The 22,997-nt window shown below is 61.2% G+C and carries 14 protein-coding genes; 8 read left to right on the plus strand and 6 right to left on the minus strand.

All coding sequences use genetic code 11. From position 1 onward, the window contains the following. Positions 1-124 precede the first annotated feature (124 nt). Positions 125-2,524, plus strand: coding sequence for a GGDEF domain-containing protein (locus KGB29_RS00475; RefSeq protein WP_223616148.1), 2,400 nt, complete (start codon positions 125-127; stop codon positions 2,522-2,524). Positions 2,525-2,644: 120 nt separating this feature from the next. Here KGB29_RS00475 and dacB read toward each other — a convergent pair whose 3' ends face one another. After that, positions 2,645-4,105 carry a D-alanyl-D-alanine carboxypeptidase/D-alanyl-D-alanine-endopeptidase gene (gene dacB, locus KGB29_RS00480; protein WP_159389565.1) on the minus strand — a complete coding sequence of 487 codons (1,461 nt, stop codon included), beginning with the start codon at positions 4,103-4,105 and terminating at the stop codon, positions 2,645-2,647. Between the two features lie 234 nt (positions 4,106-4,339). Between dacB and KGB29_RS00485 the strand changes: the two genes are divergently transcribed. After that, on the plus strand, positions 4,340-4,684 hold the full coding sequence (locus KGB29_RS00485) for a YggL family protein (protein WP_007971486.1): 345 nt from the start codon (positions 4,340-4,342) through the stop codon (positions 4,682-4,684). A 112-nt stretch (positions 4,685-4,796) separates the two neighbouring features. Here KGB29_RS00485 and KGB29_RS00490 read toward each other — a convergent pair whose 3' ends face one another. Further along, on the minus strand, positions 4,797-6,011 hold the full coding sequence (locus tag KGB29_RS00490; RefSeq protein WP_154860680.1) for a benzoate/H(+) symporter BenE family transporter: 1,215 nt from the start codon (positions 6,009-6,011) through the stop codon (positions 4,797-4,799). A 342-nt stretch (positions 6,012-6,353) separates the two neighbouring features. On the opposite strand from KGB29_RS00490, the gene KGB29_RS00495 reads away from it, so the two are divergent. Continuing rightward, positions 6,354-7,118 carry a GntR family transcriptional regulator gene (locus KGB29_RS00495; RefSeq protein WP_007971481.1) on the plus strand — a complete coding sequence of 255 codons (765 nt, stop codon included), beginning with the start codon at positions 6,354-6,356 and terminating at the stop codon, positions 7,116-7,118. A gap of 165 nt (positions 7,119-7,283) precedes the next feature. Here KGB29_RS00495 and guaD read toward each other — a convergent pair whose 3' ends face one another. The 4 genes from guaD to xdhA all read right to left on the minus strand — a co-directional run bounded on the left by guaD (position 7,284) and on the right by xdhA (position 13,432). After that, entirely contained in the window at positions 7,284-8,588 is a 1,305-nt protein-coding gene (guaD, locus tag KGB29_RS00500; protein WP_223616149.1) for a guanine deaminase, read from the minus strand. A gap of 8 nt (positions 8,589-8,596) precedes the next feature. Continuing rightward, positions 8,597-9,439, minus strand: a complete 843-nt coding sequence (xdhC, locus tag KGB29_RS00505; RefSeq protein WP_057715689.1) for a xanthine dehydrogenase accessory protein XdhC — start codon at positions 9,437-9,439, stop codon at positions 8,597-8,599. A 146-nt stretch (positions 9,440-9,585) separates the two neighbouring features. Beyond that, positions 9,586-11,985, minus strand: a complete 2,400-nt coding sequence (gene xdhB, locus KGB29_RS00510) for a xanthine dehydrogenase molybdopterin binding subunit (protein WP_150812382.1) — start codon at positions 11,983-11,985, stop codon at positions 9,586-9,588. Then, positions 11,978-13,432, minus strand: coding sequence for a xanthine dehydrogenase small subunit (xdhA, locus tag KGB29_RS00515; RefSeq protein WP_150812383.1), 1,455 nt, complete (start codon positions 13,430-13,432; stop codon positions 11,978-11,980). The genes xdhB and xdhA overlap by 8 nt, the downstream gene beginning before the upstream one ends. A 277-nt stretch (positions 13,433-13,709) precedes the next feature. Here xdhA and KGB29_RS00520 point away from each other — a divergent pair, with 277 nt between their 5' ends. The 5 genes from KGB29_RS00520 (at position 13,710) to KGB29_RS00540 (ending at position 22,935) form a co-directional block, all read left to right on the plus strand. After that, positions 13,710-14,369 carry a GntR family transcriptional regulator gene (locus KGB29_RS00520; RefSeq protein WP_057715686.1) on the plus strand — a complete coding sequence of 220 codons (660 nt, stop codon included), beginning with the start codon at positions 13,710-13,712 and terminating at the stop codon, positions 14,367-14,369. A gap of 2 nt (positions 14,370-14,371) precedes the next feature. Then, on the plus strand, positions 14,372-17,860 hold the full coding sequence (gene smc, locus KGB29_RS00525; RefSeq protein WP_223616150.1) for a chromosome segregation protein SMC: 3,489 nt from the start codon (positions 14,372-14,374) through the stop codon (positions 17,858-17,860). Between the two features lie 257 nt (positions 17,861-18,117). Next, positions 18,118-18,972: a cell division protein ZipA gene (gene zipA / locus KGB29_RS00530; protein WP_008050196.1), complete on the plus strand. Its 855-nt coding sequence runs from the start codon at positions 18,118-18,120 to the stop codon at positions 18,970-18,972. 227 nt (positions 18,973-19,199) lie between these two features. Beyond that, a complete protein-coding gene (gene ligA, locus KGB29_RS00535) occupies positions 19,200-21,557 on the plus strand; it encodes an NAD-dependent DNA ligase LigA (protein ID WP_223616151.1) in 2,358 nt (785 codons plus the stop codon). Between the two features lie 211 nt (positions 21,558-21,768). After that, the gene (locus tag KGB29_RS00540; protein WP_223616152.1) at positions 21,769-22,935 is read left to right on the plus strand and encodes a putative zinc-binding metallopeptidase; all 1,167 of its coding nucleotides are present in this window, start codon (positions 21,769-21,771) and stop codon (positions 22,933-22,935) included. Positions 22,936-22,997 lie beyond the last annotated feature (62 nt).

The following is a 22,997-nucleotide window of genomic DNA, read 5'->3' on the forward strand; positions in this document are numbered from 1 at the left end:
GAGTCCATCGCGAGCAAGCTCGCTCCTACAGGGTTTCAGTGCTGGTCAAATTAGTGGCTAATAGCTATAACTCAGTTCATGGCCAAAGGGCTTCTCCGCACCTGGCGTTTTGAGTTTGCGTTTTATGTCGTTGCACGCCGTGCGCCCCAGGATCCTGGGAATAATCAGCGAAGATGCCTCGGCCTGGTTGGTCGCGCTGCTGGTATTGCTGGTTGGCGGGGTGCTCACCGGGTTGCTGGCGTGGTCGACGCTGAATCTGTTTCACCATCAATTGCGGCAACGTTTCCAACTGCTGGCCAGTGAACGTTACAGCCGTATCGAAGAGCGTTTCGAAGATCAGGAGCAGCGCCTCGACGGCTTGCGCCGGTTTTTCGCCAATTCCGATTCGGTGTCCCGAGCGGAATTCGACGGCTACACCCAACCTTTGCTGCTGCGAACCCAAGCGTATTCCTATGCCCAGCGAGTCACTCGTGACGAGCGGGTGGCGTTCGAGCGTCGGGTGCGAGACGAGGGCTTGAACAACTTCACCCTGAGAGAGCTCAACGCCGACGGCCAATTGCAACTGGCGGGCGAGCGAGATGAGTACGTGGCGGTGCTGTACAGCCAGACGCAAAGCAAACTCGGCGCTCCCTTCGGTTACGACTTGCTGGCCCAGCCGCTGCGGCGTGCCACGCTCGCTCGGGCCGATCAGCGTGGCGGTATGGCGGTATCACAACCGATGCATCTGGTAAGTATCGAACCGGCTTATGCCCGCGGCGTGCTGCTGGTCGCGCCGCTCATGCAGCGCAGCAGTCAGGACCGCAAATCCACGAAGCCCTACGGTTATGTCATGGCCGTGATCAGCATGCGCCAGTTGTTGGCGGACGGACTGCCGGACGCCAGCCATGACTATCTCGCGGTGCGCATCCTCGATTTGTCGATCGATGACCAGCACGAGGTGCTGTTCGAGTCACCCAACCCGCCGGCCATCAGCGAGCTGTCGGCCACGCGCCTGTTGCGCATGGCCGACCATGACTATCAAGTCGATATCCAGCCCAGCGATGCGTTCGTGAAGGCCAATCATTCCTCCGTGACCAGTGTGGTGGTGTTGGGTGGAATGCTCAGCGTGATGCTCAGTGCCTTGCTGTATGTGTTGGTCAGCCAGCGGCAGCGGGCGTTGAAAATGGTCGAGCAACGCACCCGGGAGCTACGGGATCGAGAGCAGGAGCTGCGCGGCACCCATGGTCAGTTGCGTGGTGTGTTGAATGCCGCCACCCAGGTCGCGATCATCGCCACCGACCTGCGCGGTGTCATCAGCACCTTCAACGCCGGTGCTGAGCAGATGCTTGGCTATACCAGTGCCGAGGTGGTGGGGTATATGACCCTGGAGAGCCTGCACCTGCCCCGGGAGCTGGTCGCTCGCTCGGCAGAGTTGAGCGCACGCTATGGTAAACCGGTGCCGACCTGCCAGGCGATGCTGGTCGAAGGCGACGCGCAGGGCAGCCACGAGGCGCGGGAGTGGACGCTGGTACGTGGCGATGGCAGCCATTTGATCGTCAACATGCTCGCCACGCCAGTGCTCGACGAGCAAGGCCTGTGGGTCGGGCACCTGGCGGTGTGCATCGACATCACCGAACGCAAGCGGGTCCATGAGGCGCTCGCGGCGCGGGATCTGTTGTTGAAGAAACTCAGCGCCCATGTGCCCGGTGGCATCTACCAGTTCAAGATGGAGTTCGACGGGCGTTTCAGCGTGATCTACGCCAGCGACGGCATTCGCGAGATCTACGAGCTGGAACCTGACGTGCTGCTGCTCAATGCCGAAGCGATCTTCACCCGGATTCACCCCCAGGACAGCACCCGTGTCCGAGCCTCGATCCGTGCCTCGGCCGACACCCTCAGTCCCTGGCGCGAGGAATACCGCGTGCAATTGCCGCAACGGGGTCTGCGTTGGGTACGTGGCGAGGCCACGCCAGAGGAACTGCCCGGTGGCGGTGTGCTGTGGCACGGCTACATCTCGGACATTTCCGATAGGAAGCGGGTGGAAGAAGAGTTGCGCGCGTTGTCGGTCACCGATTCCCTGACCGGTATCCACAACCGGCGTTATTTCCAGGAACGCTTGACCATCGAAATGGCCCGGGTGGAGCGTGGCGGTGGGGATCTGTCGGTGATCATGCTCGATATCGACCATTTCAAGCGCATCAATGACCTGCATGGTCATGCCATCGGTGATCGGGTGTTGCAGGCCGTGTGCCAACGGATCGGCCACCGGCTGCGTCGCACCGATGTGTTCTGCCGCTTGGGCGGTGAGGAGTTCATGGTGCTGTGCCCGGATATCAGCGGCGAACAGGCCTATATGTTGGCCCAGCAATTGTGGCAAGGCCTGCGCAGTTCACCCATTGAAGGTGTCGGTACGGTCACTGCCAGTTTCGGGATTGCCAGTTGGCGGGTCGGGGAGGGCGCCGATGCCTTGCTGTTGCGTGCGGATTCGGGGGTTTACGCGGCCAAGCAGGCAGGAAGGGATCGGGTAGAAGAGGAAATGAACTAGGGTTGCATGCAATCCCTGTGGGAGCGGGCTTGCTCGCGAAGGCGATTTGTCAGTCACATCGATGTTGGATGTGCCGCCGTCTTCGCGAGCAAGCCCGCTCCCACAGGGTTATGTGGCGCTTTACAGAACCGAAGCCGTTTGCGGCGTTTTCGGTTGGCGGTACAGATCCAGCAGCACCTGATCGAGTACCGACGAGGCGCCGAACGGGGCCTTGTCGTTGAGGATCGCCACCACCGCCCAGGTGTTGCCGTTGACGTCGCGACTGAAACCGGCGATCGCCCGCACGGTGTTCAGGGTGCCGGTCTTGACGTGGGCTTCACCGCGCATCGCAGTGGTCTTCAGGCGTTTGCGCATGGTGCCGTCGGTGCCGGCGATCGGCATCGAACTGATGTATTCGGCGGAATACGGACTGTGCCAGGCAGCTTCCAGCATCGAGGCCATTTCTCGGGCGCTGACACGCTCGGCACGGGACAGGCCGGAGCCGTTCTCCATCACCAGGTGCGGCGCGGTGATGCCTTTTTTCGCCAGCCACTGACGCACGACACGCTGGGCAGCCTTGGCGTCGTCACCATCGGCATCGGTGCGGAAGCGTTGGCCCAGGCTCAGGAACAACTGCTGGGCCATGGTGTTGTTACTGTACTTGTTGATGTCGCGGATGATTTCCGCCAGGTCCGGCGAGAACGCCCGGGCCAGGACCTTGGCGTCTTTCGGTGTTGGCGCCAGCACATCCCTGCCCTGAATGCTGCCACCCAGTTCCTTCCAGATCGCGCGGACGGCGCCGGCGGTGTAGGTCGCGTGGTCGAGCAGCGACAGGTAAGTCTGCGAGCTGCAGCCTTCCCCCAGTTGGCCGCCGACCGTCACGGTCACGCTGCCGTCGGCCTGAGTCACCGGGTTGTAGCGCACGCCACCGGTGCATTGCTTGGAGTTGAGAGCCTTGACCTGGTTGTCGATGCGGATGCTCGCAATCGGCGGTTCCACCGAGACCAGCACCTTGCCCGAGTCATTGCGCGCGACGAAGCGCAGCGCCTTGAGGTTGACCAGCAGCGAGTCGGGCTTGACCAGGAACGGCTTGTTATCGTCGTTGCCGTCGTCATTGAACTCCGGCAGTTGCGGTTGCACGAAGAAGGTTTTATCCAGCACCAGGTCGCCGGTGACCTGGGTCACGCCGTTGGCGCGCAGGTCGCGCATCAGCAGCCAGAGTTTTTCCATGTTCAGCTTCGGATCGCCGCCACCCTTAAGGTAGAGGTTGCCGTTGAGAATGCCGCCACTGAGGGTGCCGTCGGTGTAGAACTCGGTTTTCCACTGGTGGTTCGGGCCGAGCATTTCCAGCGCCGCGTAGGTGGTGACCAGTTTCATGGTCGATGCCGGGTTGACCGACACGTCGGCGTTGAACACCGTCGGGGTGCCGGGGCCGGTGAGGGGGATCATCACCAGCGACAGGGCGTTGTCCTGCAGCTTGCTGGCTTTCAGGGCTTTTTCAACGTTGGGCGACAACGCGGTATTGATTGGAGCGGCGGAAACGGGGAGGGCCAGGGGGAGAAGAAAACCGGCCAACAGCAAAGGACGTAAAGATTTGATCATCTGAAATAAAACCCTACAGCCGAGGGGAAATATAAAGAGGGCATGGAGATAAATTCCCTCAATGGTCATGAAAGTGTCGGCATTATGCCCCAAGGTGTCACGGCTTGTGCCGTGCGCGAGCATCCTGATCGGCTATTTTTTTACCGACGGTAGGCGTGGTGGCCCAGAGAGTCAGGCAATCGGCGGCTTAAACTGCTAAAGTGCCGCCCGTTATTACTTAAGAGGATTGTTCCAATGGCGACTAACCGTTCCCAGCGTCTGCGCAAAAAACTGTGCGTCGATGAATTTCAAGAGCTGGGTTTCGAACTGAACCTGGATTTCAAAGAAGATTTGGCTGATGAAGCCATTGATGCTTTCCTCGACGCGTTCCTCAAAGAAGCCATGGAAGCCAACGGTCTGGGCTATGTTGGCGGCGATGACTACGGTCTGGTTTGCCTGCAGAAGCGTGGCTCGGTCAGCGCTGAACAGCGCGCTGCCGTTGAAGCCTGGCTCAAAGGCCGCACCGAGCTGACCAGCGTTGAAGTCAGCCCGCTGCTGGACGTCTGGTACCCGGAAAAGCCGATCAATCCGGTAGCTTGATGTTCCAGAAAAAACGGCGACCCAAGGGTCGCCGTTTTTTTATGCTTTTTTTGCAGGAGCGAGCTTGCTCGCGATGAACCTGAGAGCGCCGCGGGGTCTCAGGTTTCCAGCGTTATCGTTGACGACCATCGCGAGCAGGTTCGCTCCTACAGTTCAGGATCAGCAGCGTCACCACCCCCGCGACAATCCCCCAGAACGCCGAACCGATGGAAAACAGCGTCAGCCCCGATGCCGTGACCATGAAGGTGATCAGCGCCGCTTCACGTTCCTTCACTTCGCTCATGGCGATGCTCAAGCCATTGATGATCGAGCCGAACAGCGCCAGCGCCGCAATCGACAGCACCAGTTCCTTGGGCAGCGCGGCAAACAATGCCGCGAGCGTCGCGCCGAACACGCCGGCAATCCCGTAGAAAATCCCGCACCAGACCGCCGCGGTGTAGCGCTTGTTGCGATCCTCATGGGCGTGCGGACCGGTGCAGATCGCTGCGCTGATGGCCGCCAGGTTGATCCCGTGGGAACCGAACGGTGCCAACAGCAAGCTGGCGATGCCGGTGGTGGTGATCAGCGGCGAGGCGGGTACCGTGTAGCCATCGGCGCGCAATACGGCGATGCCGGGCATGTTTTGTGAGGTCATGGCGACGACAAACAGCGGGATGCCGATGCTGATGGTCGCGGCCAGGGAGAAATGCGGTGTGGTCCAGACCGGCGTGGCCACTTCCAGGTGGAAGTCGCTGAAGTCCAGTAACCCCATGAACCCTGACAATGCCGTGCCGATCAGCAATGCCGCCAACACCGCATAGCGCGGCGACAGGCGCTTGACCACCAGATAAGTGACGAACATCCCCAGTACCAGGGCAGTGCGGTGTTGCGCTGCGACGAAAATCTCGCTGCCGATCTTGAACAGGATCCCCGCCAGCAGGGCGGCGGCCAGGGATGCCGGAATCTTTTTCACCAGTCGTTCGAAGCTGCCGGTCAGCCCGCAAATCGTCACCAGCACCGCGCAGGTAATATAGGCACCAATGGCTTCGCCGTAGCTCACGCCGCCCAGGCTGGTGATCAGCAGCGCTGCGCCCGGGGTCGACCAGGCAATGGTGATCGGCGTGCGATAACGCAAGGACAGGCCGATGGAGCACACCGCCATGCCGATGGAAATCGCCCAGATCCACGAAGAAATCTGCCCGCTGCTCAGGCCCGCCGCTTGCCCGGCCTGGAACATCAGCACCAGGGAGCTGGTGTAGCCGGTCATCATGGCGATGAAACCGGCGACGATGGCCGAGGGCGAGGTGTCGGCCAGCGGACGGAGTTGGGTGTGCGTGGCGTCGTTCATGACGGGGATGTTCCTTAACAAATGAAGATGTCCGCAGCGATGCAGAACCTTGTGGGAGCGGGCTTGCTCGCGAAGAGGGCGTGTCAGTCGACATTGATGTTGCTGACAGACTGCATTCGCGAGCAAGCCCGCTCCCACAGGAAGGCGGATTCTGCGAACAAGCCTAAACTCAAAAGTAACCAGGCGTTGCGATACAGCCGAGGCAACATTCAGCCGTACAGTCGTGTTGCCACCCTCCATTGTGTACAATCGCAGTGTTTTTTACGCGATACTTGCCAGCGACCCACTGTGCCGTATTACAGTCACGGTCAATTCGCCGCAGTTCTTCCGACTCGAGTGCCCATGAACGAACAGTTGCAACCCCTAAAGAAACAACCGCGAGCAGGCAAAGCCGGCCGCAGCGGTACCCAGGACGATATTGTCTACGCGCATATCTTCGAGGCCATCCTCGAGCAGCGTCTGGCGCCCGGCACCAAGTTGAGCGAAGAAGCGCTGGGGGAAATTTTCGGGGTCAGCCGCACCATCATTCGCCGCGCCTTGTCGCGCCTGGCCCATGAAGGCGTGGTGCTGCTGCGTCCGAATCGCGGCGCCGTGGTCGCCAGCCCGAGCGTCGAAGAAGCCCGTCAGGTGTTCATGGCCCGCCGTCTGGTCGAGCGTGCGATCACCGAATTGGCGGTTCAGCACGCTACCGCCGAGCAGATTGCCGAGTTGCGCCAGATGGTCAACGATGAACGCGACAGCTTCTCGCGCGGTGATCGCGGTGCCGGTATCCGTCTGTCGGGCGAGTTTCACCTGAAACTGGCCGAAGCGGCGAAAAACGCCCCGTTGATCAGCTTCCAGCGCAGCCTGGTGTCCCAGACGTCGCTGATCATCGCCCAGTACGAAAGCGGCAACCGTTCCCATTGCTCCTACGACGAGCACACCCAGTTGATCGACGCCATCGAAAAGCGCGACGCTGAACTGGCGGTGAACCTGATGATGCATCACATGGATCACATCGACAGCAAACTCAACCTCGATGAGGAAAGTGCGTCGGATGATCTGCATGCGGTGTTCTCGCATTTGCTGCAGACCAAGAAGCCTGGGCGTTCGCCCGCGAAAATCTGATCTGTGGGAGCGAGCTTGCTCGCGATGGTCGTTAACGATTATGCGGGGCATCTGAAAACCCGCGGCGCCCTTGAGTCCATCGCGAGCAGGCTCGCTCCTACAGAGGGTCAAAAAAATCCCCCCGGAATCTGATGATCACGGGGGATTTTTTATGTCCGGAGAAATTTACCGGTGATGCACCAGATTCCCCGCTGCATAGGTCTGCTGCACAGTCCGGTCATCCCCCAGGGTCATCAACACAAACAATGTCTCGGCGATGTTATTGGCCTGCTTCAGGCGATAGCTCAGCAGCGGCGTGGCGTTGTAGTCCAGCACCAGGAAGTCGGCGTCGGTGCCCGGTTGCAGGTTGCCGATCTTGTCTTCCAGGCGCAATGCGCGGGCGCCGCCGAGGGTGGCCAGGTACAGCGACTTGAACGGGCTCAGGCGTGCACCTTGCAGTTGCATGACCTTGTAGGCTTCGTTGAGGGTCTGCAGCAGCGAGAAACTGGTGCCGCCACCCACATCGGTGCCGATACCGACATTGAGCTTGTGCTTCTCGGCCATCGGCAGGTTGAACAGGCCGCTGCCGAGGAAGAAGTTCGAGGTCGGGCAGAACGAGATGGCCGAACCTGTTTCTGCCAGTCGCGCGCACTCGTCATCGCACAGGTGCACACCGTGGGCGAACACTGAGCGCTCGCCGAGCAACTGGTAGTGATCGTAGACGTCCAGGTAACCCTTGCGCTCCGGGAAAAGCGCCTTGACCCACTCGATTTCCTTGAGGTTTTCGCTGATGTGGGTCTGCATGTACAGATCCGGGTATTCAGTCAGCAACTGGCCGGCCAGGGTGAGCTGTTCCGGGGTGCTGGTCGGTGCGAAGCGTGGGGTGACCGCGTAGTGCAGGCGACCCTTGCCGTGCCAGCGCTCGATCAGCGCCTTGCTTTCGACGTAGCTGGATTCGGCGGTGTCGGTCAGGTAGTCCGGGGCGTTGCGGTCCATCATCACCTTGCCGGCGATCATCCGCAGGTCGAGCTGCTCGGCCGCTTCGAAGAACGAGTTCACCGATTGCGGGTGCACGCTGCCGAATACCAGCGCAGTGGTGGTGCCGTTGCGCAGCAGTTCCTTGATGAAAATGTCCGCGACCTGGTCGGCGTGGGCCTTGTCGGCGAACTGGCTTTCGCACGGGAAGGTGTAGGTGTTGAGCCAGTCCAGCAGTTGCTCGCCATAGGCGCCGACCATGCCGGTTTGCGGCAGGTGGATGTGGGTGTCGATGAAGCCGGGGGTGATCAGTGCATCCTGGTAGTGGGTGATTTCGACGTCCGCCGGCAGGGTCGGCAGCAGTTCGCTGGCGTGACCGAGGGCGCTGATCTGGCCGTTATCCACAACCAGCAAGCCGTCTTCGAAATACTCGTAGGAGGCTTCGATGCCGACGACGGCTGGGTCGGCGATGCTGTGCAGGATGGCGGCGCGGTAGGCTTTGCGAGTCAGAGGCATGAGAATTCTCAGTTGGAGGCTTGGCTGCGGCGTGAGGCAGGCAGCAGTTTGGCAATCGATCCGGCGCTGGAGGTTTGCTGGCCGAAGTTCGCGTTATAGGTGGCGATGATTTCGCCGGCGATGGAGATGGCGATTTCCACAGGCAGCTTGCCTTTGACTTCGCCGATGCCCATCGGGCAGCGCATGCGTTGCACGACGCTGTTGTCGAAACCGCGGTCGCGCAGGCGATGTTCGAACTTCACCCGTTTGGTCTTCGAACCGATCAGGCCGAAGTAGGCGAAGTCGTTGCGCTTGAGGATCGCAGCGGTCAGTTCGAGGTCGAGTTGATGGTTGTGGGTCATCACGATGTAGTAGCTGCCGGCCGGCAGATCATCGATTTCATCCACCGGTTCTTCGCTGACGATCTTGCGCACGCCATGGGGGATCTGCTCGGGGAATTCATCTTCCCGCGAATCGATCCAGCGCACCCGGCAAGGCAGGCTGGCCAGCAGTGGCACCAGGGCGCGGCCGACGTGGCCGGCACCGAACACGGCAATCTGCGCTTGAACCTGGCCCATCGGTTCGAACAGCAAAACGGTCGCGCCACCGCAGCACTGGCCGAGGCTGGCGCCTAGGCTGAAGCGCTCCAGATGGGTGTCCTGCTTGCCGCTGGCGAGCATCTCGCGAGCGATCTTCATGGCCTTGTATTCCAGGTGCCCGCCACCGATGGTGTCGAAGCTCTGGTTCGCGCTGATGACCATCTTCGAGCCAGCGTTGCGCGGCGTCGAGCCGAGCTCTTCGATGATGGTAACCAGCACGCAGGGCTCACCCTGGTTTTGCAGGTCGGCGAGGGCGTCGATCCAGTTGTACATGTTTCACCTCAACATCTCTGTTGTTTGTACCGGCCTCTTCGCGAGCAAGCCCGCTCCCACATTTTGATCTCTGTCATTCACAAAATTTATGCCCACTGGAGATCCATTGTGGGAGCGGGCTTGCTCGCGAAGGCCGCACCTCGGTCTCAGAGCGAAGCCAACTCGGTCTCAGCCTCGACAGCCTTCGCCGCCTTCAACTGGCGCATCTGCTCACAGCCCCACAACACTCGCTCCGGCGTCGCCGGGGCGTCGATTTTCGGTTGATGCCGGTAATCGCCCAGGCTCGCCACGGCGTCCTTGATCGCACACCACGAGGCGATGCCGAGCATGAACGGCGGCTCGCCCACAGCCTTGGAATGGAACACTGTGTCTTCGGGGTTCTTGCGGTTTTCCACCAGCTTCACCCGCAGGTCCAGCGGCATGTCCGCCACGGCCGGGATCTTGTAGCTGGCCGGGCCGTTGGTCATCAGCTTGCCCTTGTTGTTCCACACCAGCTCTTCCATGGTCAGCCAGCCCATGCCCTGGATGAAACCGCCCTCGACCTGACCGATGTCGATGGCCGGGTTCAGCGAGGCGCCGACGTCGTGGAGGATGTCGGTGCGCAGCATCTTGTATTCGCCGGTCAGGGTGTCGACCAGCACTTCGCAGCACGCCGCGCCAAAGGCGAAGTAGTAGAACGGACGGCCGCGAGCCTGGCTGCGGTCGTAGTAGATTTTCGGGGTCTTGTAGAAGCCGGTGCTCGACAGCGACACCTGGGCGAAATACGCCTGTTGGATCAGGGCTTCGAAGGTCAGGATGTGATCGCGAACCCGCACGTGGCCGTTGTGGAATTCCACGTCCTCTTCGCTGACCTTGTACTGGCGAGCCGCGAATTCCACCAGGCGTTGCTTGATGGTTTCGGCGGCGTTCTGCGCGGCCTTGCCGTTCAGGTCGGCACCGCTGGAAGCGGCGGTCGGCGAGGTGTTCGGTACTTTGTCGGTGTTGGTCGCGGTGATCTGCACGCGGTCCATTTCCACCTGGAACACTTCGGCCACGACTTGCGCGACCTTGGTGTTCAGGCCCTGGCCCATTTCGGTGCCACCGTGGTTCAGGTGGATGCTGCCGTCGGTGTAGACGTGCACCAGGGCGCCGGCCTGGTTGAGGAAGCTGGCGGTGAAGGAAATACCGAATTTCACCGGGGTCAGCGCCAGGCCCTTTTTCAGGATCGGGCTGTTGGCGTTGTAGCGACGGATCGCTTCGCGGCGCTCGGCGTATTGGCTGCTTTCTTCCAGTTCCGCGGTCATTTCCTCGAGCATGTTGTGCTCGACGGTCTGGTAGTAGTGGGTGACGTTGCGCTCGGTCTTGCCGTAGTAGTTGGCCTTGCGCACCGCCAACGGATCAAGGGCCAAGTGACGGGCGATGGCATCCATCACTTCTTCGATGGCGACCATGCCTTGCGGGCCGCCGAAACCACGGTAGGCGGTGTTCGACGCGGTGTTGGTCTTGCAGCGGTGACCGTTGATGGTCGCATCGCCCAGGTAGTACGAGTTGTCCGAGTGGAACATCGCGCGGTCGACGATCGACGCCGACAGGTCAGGGGAACAACCGCAGTTGCCGGCCAGTTCCAGGTTGATGCCGTGCAGGCGGCCGGTGCTGTCGAAGCCCACGTCGTACTCGACATAGAACGGGTGACGCTTGCCGGTCATCAGCATGTCTTCGACCCGTGGCAGACGCATCTTGGTCGGCTGGCCGGTGAGGTGCGCGATCACCGCGCACAGGCATGCCGGGCTGGCCGCCTGGGTTTCCTTGCCGCCGAAACCACCGCCCATGCGGCGCATGTCGACAACGATTTTGTTCATCGACACGTCCAGCACTTCTGCCACCAGCTTCTGCACTTCGGTGGGGTTCTGCGTGGAGCAGTAGACGATCATGCCGCCGTCTTCGGTCGGCATCACCGAAGAGATCTGGGTTTCCAGGTAGAAGTGTTCCTGGCCACCAATGTGCAGCGTGCCCTGGATGCGATGTTCGGCAGTGGCCAGCGCCGTGGCCGAATCGCCGCGTTTGTGGGTGTGGCTGTCGAGTACGAAGTGGCGTTTGCGCAGGGCTTCGACCACGTCCAGCACAGGCTCCAGGTCTTCGTATTCGATGATTGCGGCCATCGCCGCCTTGCGCGCGGTTTCCAGGTCTTTCGCCGCCACGGCGATCACCGGTTGACCGACGAATTGCACGGTATCGATCGCCAGCAGCGGATCGCCCGGCAGCAACGGACCGATGTCCTTCAGGCCCGGCACGTCTTCGTGGGTGATGGCGATGCGCACGCCTTCAAAGGCGTAGCAGGGCGAAGTGTCGATGCTGATGATCCGGGCGTGGGCACGGTCCGACATGCGCGCATAAACGTGCAACTGGTTCGGAAACTCCAGGCGGTCGTCGATATACTGCGCTTCACCGGCCACATGCTTGGCGGCGCTGTCGTGCTTGACGCTGCGGCCGACACCGGTGGTCAGGTCCTTGGCGAACAGTTCAGCCAATTCGGCTTGGGTCTTCTCTACGGCGTGATGATTAGACATAAGCGGTCACCCGAGTCTCGATGTGCGGTGTTTGCAGTTCGATGAAGTATTTGCGCAGCAGGTTCTGTGCGCTGAGCAGGCGATATTCCTTGCTGGCGCGGAAGTCCGAGAGCGGCGTGAAGTCTTCGCCCAGGGCAGCGCAGGCGCGTTCGACAGTGGCGTTGTTGAATGGCGAACCGAGCAACGCGGCTTCGCAGGCTGCGGCGCGTTTCGGGATGGCGGCCATGCCGCCGAAGGCGACGCGGGCTTCAGCGACGACGCCGTTTTCCAGGCGAATGTTGAAGGCGGCGCAGACTGCCGAGATGTCATCGTCCAGGCGCTTGGAAACCTTGTAGGCACGGAACAGTTTTTCGACGCTGGCGCGGGGCACGATGATCTTCTCGATGAACTCGCTTTCCTGGCGTGCCGTGACGCGGTAATCGATGAAGTAATCTTCCAGCGCCAGGGTACGGCGGGTTTCGCCTTTGCACAGCACGATTTGCGCACCGAGGGCGATCAGCAGGGGCGGCGAGTCACCAATCGGCGAGGCGTTGCCGATGTTGCCGCCCAGGGTGCCTTGGTTGCGGATCTGCAAGGACGCGAAGCGGTGCAGCAATTCACCGAAGTCCGGGTACTCGGCGTTCAAGGCCTCGTAGCAATCGGACAGGGACGTGGCGGCGCCGATTTCCAGGCGATCGTCAAAGCGGTCGATGCGCTTCATCTCGGCGACGTTGCCGACGTAGATCATCACCGGCAGGGTGCGGTGGAACTGCGTGACTTCCAGCGCCAGGTCAGTACCGCCGGCCAGCAGGCGGGCCTGTGGATAAGCGTCGTAGAGGTCGGCCAGGTCGGCCACGGTCAGCGGCACCAGGCAGCGCTTGTCGCCGCTGTTGAGTTCGCCGATATCGGTCGGGGCAATGGCTTTCAGGCGGGCGATGGTGTCGGCCTCGCGGGCGTCGAACTGGTCCGGTTGCTTGGCGCAGCAGGACTGTTCGGCGGCTTCCAGGATCGGCCGGTAGCCGGTGCAACGGCAGAGGTTGCCGGCCAGTGCTTCGTGGGCCTTGGCATGATCCGGTGCATCGCTGTTCTTTTGCAGGGCAAACAGCGACATCACGAAACCGGGGGTGCAGAAGCCGCATTGCGAGCCGTGGCACTCGACCATGGCTTTCTGCACGCTGTGCAGTTCACCTTTGTGCTTGAGGTCTTCGACGCTGATCAGTTGCTTGCCGTGCAGGGACGACACGAAGGTCAGGCACGAGTTGAGGCTGCGATAGCGAATGTGTTCGCGGCCGTCGTCATCGGTCTGCAATTCGCCGACCACCACGGTGCAGGCGCCGCAGTCACCGCTGGCGCAGCCTTCTTTGGTGCCGGGTTTGCCCACATGGTCGCGCAGATAATTGAGCACGGTCAGGTTCGGGTCCAGGGCGTGCTCGCTACGGAGTTCCTGGTTTAGTAAAAACTGGATCACGGAAGGCCTCGCAGACTCATTATTGTTGTTAACCGATAGGAACTGAATTTAGCAGGTCTGACTTTTCGGTCAATGATTTTCTGACTTAAAGGTCAGGAAATTGCAATTTGTCGATTAACCACCTGTTCCTTAATTATTGTCGCTGGTTCGATAGCCTGCTTTTTTGCTTGAATTTGCTTGAATCGTGCCAAAAACCTCCGGGCGGGCACTCCGCCCTGACGCAGCAATTGCGCTACACTGCGCCGCTTGTACAGATCAAAGAGTTTGAAGGACAACCATGACGTTCAAGGCGCCGGACAGCCTCGCCGAGCAAATCGCTCACCACCTCGCCGAACGCATCATTCGCGGCGAAATGAAGCCCGGAGAGCGCATCCAGGAACAGAAGGTCACGCTGGCCCTCAACGTCAGCCGCGGTTCGGTCCGCGAGGCCTTGCTGATCCTCGAGCGTCGGCACCTGATCGCGATCCTGCCGCGACGTGGCGCCCACGTCACCGAGCTCACGCCGCACAAGGTGCAGAGCCTGTGCACGCTGATGAGCGAACTCTATATCCTGCTCGGTAACTCCGTGGCCAGCGGCTGGAAAACCCAGGCCGACATGGCGCCGTTCGTGCAGATCCAGCAACGCCTGACTGCCAGCTACGAGCGTCAGGACATCCGCACTTTCGTCGACGACAGCTTCAATGTGATGCGCGCCGCGTACCCGTTCGCCAACAACCCGTACTTGCAGGAGACAGTCGAGAATCTGCAGCCGGCCATGAGCCGTGCGTATTTTCTCGCGCTGGAGCAGCGCAAAGCGTCGATGAGCGAATTCCTCGAGCTGTTCGAACGCTTGCTCGCTGCCGTGCTGGCCCGTGACTTTGTGCAGATTCGCGAAGTGCTGACGGCTTACGCCCAGCGCAGTTGCGATCTGGTGATCTCTGCCCTGACGGACGCCTGAGGGTGCGGCTCAAGTGCATCAAGCTGGCGGGGTTCAAATCCTTCGTCGACCCGACCACGGTGAACTTCCCCAGTAACATGGCGGCGGTGGTCGGGCCCAATGGCTGCGGCAAATCGAACATCATCGACGCCGTGCGCTGGGTGATGGGCGAGAGTTCGGCGAAGAACCTGCGCGGCGAATCGATGACCGACGTCATCTTCAACGGCTCCACCAGCCGCAAGCCGGTGAGCCAGGCGAGCATCGAACTGGTGTTCGACAACTCCGACGGCACCTTGCTCGGGGAGTACGCCGCTTATGCGGAAATCTCCATTCGCCGCAAAGTGACCCGCGACAGCCAGACTACCTATTACCTCAACGGCACCAAATGCCGGCGCCGCGACATCACCGACATCTTCCTCGGCACCGGCCTTGGCCCGCGCAGCTATTCGATCATCGAGCAGGGGATGATCTCCAAGCTGATCGAGTCCAAGCCCGAAGACCTGCGCAACTTCATCGAAGAAGCCGCGGGTATTTCCAAGTACAAGGAGCGCCGGCGCGAGACGGAAAACCGCATCCGCCGCACCCACGAAAACCTTGAGCGCCTGACCGACCTGCGCGAAGAGCTTGAGCGTCAGCTCGAGCGCTTGCACCGCCAGGCCGAGGCCGCCAAGAAGTATCAGGAATTCAAGGGCGAGGAGCGTCAGCTCAAGGCCCAGCTGTCGGCCCTGCGCTGGCAGGCGCTGAACGATCAGGTCGGCCAGCGTGAAGCGATCATCGGCAACCAGGAAGTTTCTTTCGAAGCCTTGGTGGCCGAACAGCGCAATGCCGACGCAAGCATCGAGCGCCTGCGTGACGGGCACCACGACCTGTCGGAACGCTTCAACCTGGTGCAGGGGCGCTTCTACTCGGTCGGCGGCGACATTGCCCGGGTCGAGCAGAGCATCCAGCACGGTCAGCAGCGTTTGCGCCAGTTGCAGGATGACCTGAAAGAGGCCGAGCGCGCGCGCCTGGAAACCGAATCGCACCTGGGCCACGACCGCACGCTGCTGCTGACCCTCGGCGAAGAGCTGGACATGCTCACCCCGGAGCAGGAAGTCACCAGCGCCGCCGCCGAAGAGGCCGCTGCCGCGCTGGAAGAATCCGAAACCACCATGCACGGCTGGCAAGAGCAGTGGGATACGTTCAACCTCACCGCCGCCGAGCCGCGCCGTCAGGCCGAAGTGCAGCAATCGCGGATCCAGCAACTGGAAACCAGCCTGGAGCGCCTGGCCGATCGCCAGAAGCGTCTTGGCGAAGAACGCGCCTTGCTCTCGGCGGACCCGGAAGACGCGGCGATCATGGCGCTCAGCGAGCAGCTCGCCGAATCCGAAGCGACGCTCGAGGATTTGCAGACCAGCGAAGAAGCACAGGTCGAAAAGCTTGAGCAGTTGCGTCAGGAACTGCAGCAAGCGCTGACCGCGCAGCAGCAGGCGCAAGGCGATTTGCAGCGCCTCAACGGTCGACTGGCTTCACTCGAAGCTTTGCAGCAAGCCGCGCTCGACCCGGGCACCGGTACCGCCGAATGGCTGCGCGAACAGAATCTTGCGAATCGCCCGCGCCTGGCAGAAGGCCTGAAGGTTGAGGCCGGTTGGGAACTGGCGGTGGAAACCGTGCTGGGCGCCGACCTGCAAGCGGTGCTGGTGGACGACTTCAACGATTTCGATCTGTCCGGGTTTGCCCAGGGCGACTTGCGCTTGCTCAGCCCGTCCAGCGATGGCGTACGGGTGCCGGGCAGCCTGCTGGACAAGGTCGAGGCGCAGCTCGATCTGTCGCCATGGCTGGGGCAGGTCAAGCCGGTGGACAGTCTCGAACAGGCCTTGGCCTTGCGCAGTCAATTGGCTGCCGGGCAGAGCCTGATCAGCCGCGACGGTTACTGGGTCGGTCGGCATTTTCTGCGGGTGCGTCGGGCCAGTGAAGCGGAAAGCGGCGTGCTCGCCCGGGGTCAGGAAATCCAGCAACTGGGCCTGGAGCGCGAAGAGCGCGAAGCCGCTGTCGAAACCCTGGAAACCCGACTGCAAAATCTCAGGGCACAGCAACGTCAGCAGGAGAACGGTCGCGAACATCTGCGCCGTTTGCTGCAGGACGAAGCGCGTCAGCAAGGTGAATTGAAGGCTCAATTGTCTGCCGGTAAGGCCAAGGCCGAACAATTGACCCTGCGCCGTACCCGCCTCGACGAAGAGCTCATCGAACTCGATGAGCAGCGAGCGCTGGAACACGAAAACATCGGCGAAGCGCGCCTGCAATTGCAGGAAGCCCTCGACAGCATGGCGCAGGACACCGAGCAGCGTGAGTTGCTGCTGGCCCAGCGCGACAGCCTGCGTGAGCGTCTGGACCGGGTGCGTCAGGAAGCGCGGCAGCACAAGGATCACGCCCATCAGCTGGCGGTGCGTCTGGGCTCGCTCAAGGCGCAGCATGATTCGACGCGCCAGGCGCTGGAGCGTCTGGAGATGCAGTCCGAGCGGCTGACCGAAAAACGCGAGCAACTGAGCCTCAATCTGGAGGAGGGCGAAGCGCCACTGGAAGAGCTGCGTTTGAAGCTCGAGGAGTTGCTCGACAAGCGCATGAGCGTCGACGAAGAGCTCAAGACCGCGCAGATCGCCCTCGAAGATGCCGACCGCGAACTGCGCGACGCCGAGAAGCGCCGCAGCCAGGCCGAACAGCAATCCCAGTTGATTCGCAGCCAGCTCGAAACCCAGCGCATGGAATGGCAAGCCCTGACCGTACGCCGCAAGACTTTGCAGGACCAATTGCTGGAAGACGGCTACGATCTCCACGGCGTACTCGCGACGCTGACTGCCGAGGCCAGCGAGAAGGAAGCTGAGGAAGAACTCGAGCGCATCGCCGCCAGGATCCAGCGTCTGGGCGCGATCAACCTGGCGGCCATCGATGAGTACCAGCAACAATCGGAGCGTAAGCGTTATCTGGATGCGCAGAACGACGATCTGGTGGAAGCCCTTGAAACCCTTGAGAACGTAATTCGCAAGATCGACAAGGAAACCCGCAACCGTTTCAAGGATACCTTTGATCAGATCAATGGCGGTTTACAGGCACTTTTCCCAAAAGTTTTCGGTGGAGGCCGCGCGTATTTGGAACTGACGGGCGAAGATCTACTCGATACAGGGGTAACAATCATGGCGCAGCCGCCAGGAAAGAAGAACAGCACCATCCATTTGCTCTCCGGCGGCGAAAAGGCCCTGACCGCATTGGCCCTGGTTTTTGCGATCTTCAAGTTGAACCCGGCGCCGTTCTGCATGCTCGATGAGGTTGACGCGCCACTGGATGACGCTAACGTTGGACGCTACGCGCGATTGGTAAAAGAGATGTCACAGACAGTGCAGTTCATCTATATCACCCACAACAAGATCGCCATGGAAATGGCCGAACAACTGATGGGTGTGACGATGCACGAACCCGGTTGTTCACGTCTGGTGGCGGTGGATGTCGAGGAGGCGATGGCGATGGTGGATGCCTGAGTCGGGGTTGTAGGAAGAGTGTTTGCGGCTTGTAGGACTCTTTTCCTGGCTTCGACTTGCTGGCCAATCGACATATTCGCGCTAGCCAACGTGGTAGACGGTGTAAAGTTGCCTTTGGTCGTGCTAGTTTAATGTCAATTTTTCGTATACGTGGGCAAAACGCCTGTCAGAACATAGAGTTGGCGCCACGTTTTAAAGCGGTTTGCAGGTTGTAAACCCCTTATTTTTCAGCATTTTTTATAGAGGCACGGGATTACATGGAAATCGGTCTGCGCGAGTGGCTGATCGTCATCGGCATTATTGTCATTGCCGGTATTCTTTTCGATGGCTGGCGCCGTATGCGCGGCGGCAAGGGAAAACTGAAGTTCCGTCTTGATCGAAGTCTGTCCAACCTGCCGGACGAGGACAGCAGCGCCGAGCTGCTGGGCCCGCCGCGCGTGCTGGACGCACATAAAGAGCCGCAACTGGACGAGCAGGATCTGCCGTCGGTGAGCATGCCGGCCCGGGAGCCTCGCGAGTCGGGCTCCAAACGCGGCAAGCGTGGCCACAGCGAGCCTTCCCAGGGCGACATGAACCTCAGCCTGGATCTGGACGGCGGCCCGAGCTTCAGCAGCCGCGACGACGATTTCCCGGACGACACCAAGTCCGCGCCAGCGGTCAACGACAAGGATCAGCCGCAAGCTGAAGAAGTGCTGGTGATCAGCGTGATCTGCCGCGACGCTGCCGGCTTCAAGGGCCCGGCGCTGTTGCAGAACATTCTGGAGAGCGGTTTGCGTTTCGGCGAGATGGATATTTTCCATCGCCACGAAAGCATGGCCGGCAACGGTGAAGTGCTGTTCTCCATGGCCAACGCCGTCAAGCCTGGCGTATTCGACCTGGACGACATCGACCACTTCAGCACCCCGGCGGTGAGTTTCTTCCTGGGTCTGCCAGGTCCTCGCCATCCGAAGCAAGCCTTCGACGTGATGGTGGCAGCGGCGCGTAAACTGTCCCAGGAGCTCAACGGTGAGCTCAAGGACGACCAGCGCAGCGTGCTGACCGCCCAGACGATCGAGCACTACCGTCAGCGCATTGTCGAGTTCGAACGCCGCGCCCTGACCCAGAAACGTTGATTGAAATGGTTGGAGCGGGCTCTTGTGGCGAGGGGGCTTGTCGGAATGCCGCACCACCCCGTTCGGCGGCGAAGCCGTCGCAATGCCGGAGAATTCGGTGTCGCGGATGGGGCTGCTTCGCAGCCCAACGGGGGCAAGCCCCCTCGCCACAAATGCAGCCCCTTGCCGGGCCGAAATATGAAAATTGAGCAGCCTCGGCTGCTCTTTTGCTTTATGAGAGAACACCCATGACCGCCGCCAAGAACCGTATTTTAGAGCTGCGCGCTGAGCTGGATCAGCACAACTATCGTTACCACGTGCTCGACGAACCGAGCATTCCGGACGCCGAATACGACCGCTTGTTCAGCGAGCTCAAGGCTCTGGAAGCGGCCAATCCCGAACTGATCACCAGCGACTCGCCAACCCAGCGAGTGGGCAGCGCGGCGCTGTCGGCGTTTACCCAGGTGCGTCACGAAGTGCCGATGCTCAGTCTCGGTAACGCCTTCGAAGAAACCGACATGCGTGAGTTCGACCGCCGGGTGACCGAAGGCCTGGACCTGCCTGCGGGCGACCTGTTCGGTGGCGGCGCAACCGTTGAATATAGCTGTGAGCCCAAGCTCGATGGCCTGGCCGTCAGCCTGCTGTATCAGGATGGCGTGCTGGTGCGCGGCGCGACCCGCGGCGATGGCACCACCGGCGAAGACATCAGCGTCAACGTGCGCACCGTACGCAACATTCCGCTCAAGCTGCACGGCACCGGCTGGCCGGCGACCTTGGAGGTGCGCGGCGAAGTGTTCATGTCCAAGGCCGGTTTCGAGCGGCTCAACGCCACGCAACTGGAAGTCGGCGGCAAGACCTTCGCCAACCCGCGCAACGCGGCGGCGGGCAGTTTGCGCCAGCTGGACTCGAAGATCACCGCCAATCGCCCGCTGGAGTTCTGCTGCTACGGCATCGGCCAGGTGTCGGCGGACATCGCCGATACGCACATCGGCAATTTGCAGCAACTCCAGGCCTGGGGCATGCCGATCAGTCATGAGTTGAAACTGGCGCACGGCATCGCCGAGTGCCTGGATTACTACCGTGACATCGGTGAGCGTCGCAGCGCGCTGCCGTATGAAATCGACGGCGTGGTGTTCAAGGTCAACAGCATTGCCTCCCAGCGCGAACTGGGTTTCCGCGCCCGTGAGCCACGTTGGGCCATCGCCCATAAATTCCCGGCGATGGAGGAGCTCACCGAGCTGCTCGATGTGGAGTTCCAGGTCGGCCGCACCGGGGCGGTGACGCCGGTGGCGCGTCTGAAACCGGTCAAGGTCGCGGGCGTCACGGTGGCCAACGCCACGTTGCACAACATGGACGAAGTCGCGCGCCTGGGCCTGATGATCGGCGACACGGTGATCATCCGCCGTGCCGGTGACGTGATTCCGCAAGTGGTGCAAGTGGTCATGGAGCGTCGTCCGGAAAACGCCCGGCCAGTACAGATTCCCGAGCAATGTCCGGTGTGCGGTTCCCATGTCGAGCGCACGCAACTGATCAAGCGCAGCAAGGGTCGCGAGACGGTCAGTGAAGGCGCGGTGTATCGCTGCGTCGGCCGGCTGGCCTGTGGCGCGCAGCTCAAACAGGCCATCATTCACTTCGTTTCCCGGCGCGCCATGGACATCGAGGGTCTGGGCGAGAAGAGCGTCGAGCAGTTGGTGGACGAAGGCCTGGTGAGATCGCCGGCCGATCTGTACGCCCTGACGTTCGAGCAGATCGTCGATCTGGAAGGCTTTGCCGAGCTGTCGAGCAAGAACCTGCTCGGCGCCATCGAAGACAGCAAGAAGCCGGGCCTGGCACGGTTCATCTACGCCCTCGGCATTCCCGATGTCGGCGAGGAGACGGCCAAGGTTCTGGCCCGCTCCCTGGGTTCGCTGGAACGGGTACAGCAGGCCTTGCCGCAGGTGCTGACGTACTTGCCGGACGTCGGGCTGGAAGTCGCGTACGAGATCCACAGCTTCTTCGAGGACGCGCACAACCAGCAGGTGATCACCGATTTGCTGAGGCATGGCATGCAGATTCAGGACCAGGGCGAGCTTGGCGCCGAGTTTGCGGCCAGTACTACCTTGGGCGGTTTCCTCGACAAATTGCACATCCCTTCGGTGGGGCCGGGTGGGGCGCAGAAACTGGCGGACAAGTTCGGTTCGCTGCAGGCGGTGATCGGCGCGGATTGGCTCGATATGCGCCAGGCGCTGCCGGAGAAACAGGCCAATTCGGTGCGCGAGTTCTTTGCGGTTGAGGCCAATCGCCAATTGGCCGAAGCGGCGGAGAAGCAACTGGCCGATTTCGGCATGCACTGGCAGAGCGAAAAGAAGGTCGTCGAAGGCTTGCCACTGGCCGGGCAGACCTGGGTGCTGACCGGCTCCCTGGAACTGATGAGCCGCGATGTGGCCAAGGACAAGCTCGAAAGCCTCGGCGCCAAGGTCGCCGGCTCGGTGTCGGCCAAGACCCATTGCGTGGTGGCTGGGCCGGGTGCCGGTTCGAAGTTGACCAAGGCCAATGAGCTGGGGCTGAAGGTGCTGGATGAAGAGGCACTTATCAAAACGTTGCGCGAGTATGGCAAGACCGATTAAAGGCGCGATTTAAATGTGGGAGCGAGCTTGCTCGCGATGAGGGCGTTACTGCCGACATTAATATTGGCTGATCTGCCGCCATCGCGAGCAAGCTCGCTCCCACAGGTGTTGCGCTCGACTTGCTATCAGGTGCAAGCATTCCATTCGCACCATGGGAGCAATCATTTCTTGGAAATGATCTAGTCTTGGCAAGCCCCAGGGAGAGATCGCCATGTACCCTTTCTTCGAGCAACTCAGCTCGCGCATCGCCGCGCCGTTCATGGGCGAAAGCTCGCGCAACAGCAAGGTCTGGTCCTGTCGTTGCGGGCAGTCGCTGTTCTTTCGCAACAGCCAGTGCCTGGCCTGTTCGGCGGCGTTGGGTTATCAGCCGGAGCGGAGTCGCTTGTCTGCGCTGCAACCGGGTGTGCAGGCAGGCATCTGGTGGCTGGATGCCGATCCCGGGGCGGGCCTGTTTCGACGCTGCGCCAATCTCGACTCCCCGGCGGCCTGTAATTGGTTGCTGCCAGCCAATGACCGTGACGTCTTGTGCATTGCCTGCAGCCTCAATCGCACCATTCCTGACCTATCGATAGCCGACAACCACGAGCGCTGGCGCAAGGTGGAAACCGCCAAGCGGCGTCTGGTGGCGCAACTGCTCAGCCTGGGGTTACAGGTGATTCCCAAAGCCGTCGATGAAGACACGGGCCTTGCCTTCGATTTCATCGGCGTGGATCTCGAAGGCAAACCGCCCACGACCGGGCACGCCAATGGCCTGGTCACCCTCGATATCAAGGAGGCCGACGATGCGCACCGCGAGCAGGTGCGAGTGCAAATGCACGAACCCTATCGCACGCTGCTCGGGCATTTTCGTCACGAAGTCGGGCACTACTACTGGGATCGATTGATCGCCCATGGCCAGTGGCTTGAGCCTTTTCGCGGATTGTTCGGCGATGAGCGCGCCAGCTATGCCGAAGCCCTCGAGCGGCATTATCAGCAGGGCGCACCGCTCGACTGGCAGCAGCACTACGTCAGCGCCTACGCCACCATGCATCCGTGGGAAGACTGGGCGGAAACCTGGGCGCATTACCAGCACATGATGGATGCGGTGGACACCGCGCTGGGGTTTGGCATGAGTGCCCGGGAAATGGACTTCGACTATCAGCCGTTTCCACCTCAAACCCTTTACGATCCGCAGCATCCCGGCGGCGCGGCGTTCCTGTCGTTCGTCAATGCCTGGATCGAACTGGCGGGCATGCTCAACGAATTGTCACGCAGCATGGGGCAGCCGGATTTCTATCCGTTCGTCCTGCCGCCAGCGGTCATTGCCAAGCTGCACTTTATTCACCTGGTGATTCAGCAGGAGGGCGGCAGGGCGGACGAGGTGCTTGAGGCGCAATAGCAAGTGCTTGAAGCCCCTCATGTTTTTAATCCGAAACCAACGGTTGTAACTTCGCCTCAGAT

The sequence above is a fragment of the Pseudomonas sp. BF-B-30 genome, assembly GCF_019956305.1.
Classification (GTDB): Bacteria; Pseudomonadota; Gammaproteobacteria; order Pseudomonadales; family Pseudomonadaceae; genus Aquipseudomonas; species Aquipseudomonas jessenii.

Bases quoted from the DNA above. Each gene is read 5' to 3' on its own strand.
- KGB29_RS00475 (WP_223616148.1), top strand. From the start codon at position 125: ATGTCGTTGCACGCCGTGCGCCCCAGGATCCTGGGAATAATCAGCGAA.
- dacB (WP_159389565.1), bottom strand. From the start codon at position 4,105: ATGATCAAATCTTTACGTCCTTTGCTGTTGGCCGGTTTTCTTCTCCCC.
- KGB29_RS00485 (WP_007971486.1), top strand. From the start codon at position 4,340: ATGGCGACTAACCGTTCCCAGCGTCTGCGCAAAAAACTGTGCGTCGAT.
- KGB29_RS00490 (WP_154860680.1), bottom strand. From the start codon at position 6,011: ATGAACGACGCCACGCACACCCAACTCCGTCCGCTGGCCGACACCTCG.
- KGB29_RS00495 (WP_007971481.1), top strand. From the start codon at position 6,354: ATGAACGAACAGTTGCAACCCCTAAAGAAACAACCGCGAGCAGGCAAA.
- guaD (WP_223616149.1), bottom strand. From the start codon at position 8,588: ATGCCTCTGACTCGCAAAGCCTACCGCGCCGCCATCCTGCACAGCATC.
- xdhC (WP_057715689.1), bottom strand. From the start codon at position 9,439: ATGTACAACTGGATCGACGCCCTCGCCGACCTGCAAAACCAGGGTGAG.
- xdhB (WP_150812382.1), bottom strand. From the start codon at position 11,985: ATGTCTAATCATCACGCCGTAGAGAAGACCCAAGCCGAATTGGCTGAA.
- KGB29_RS00520 (WP_057715686.1), top strand. From the start codon at position 13,710: ATGACGTTCAAGGCGCCGGACAGCCTCGCCGAGCAAATCGCTCACCAC.
- zipA (WP_008050196.1), top strand. From the start codon at position 18,118: ATGGAAATCGGTCTGCGCGAGTGGCTGATCGTCATCGGCATTATTGTC.
- ligA (WP_223616151.1), top strand. From the start codon at position 19,200: ATGACCGCCGCCAAGAACCGTATTTTAGAGCTGCGCGCTGAGCTGGAT.
- KGB29_RS00540 (WP_223616152.1), top strand. From the start codon at position 21,769: ATGTACCCTTTCTTCGAGCAACTCAGCTCGCGCATCGCCGCGCCGTTC.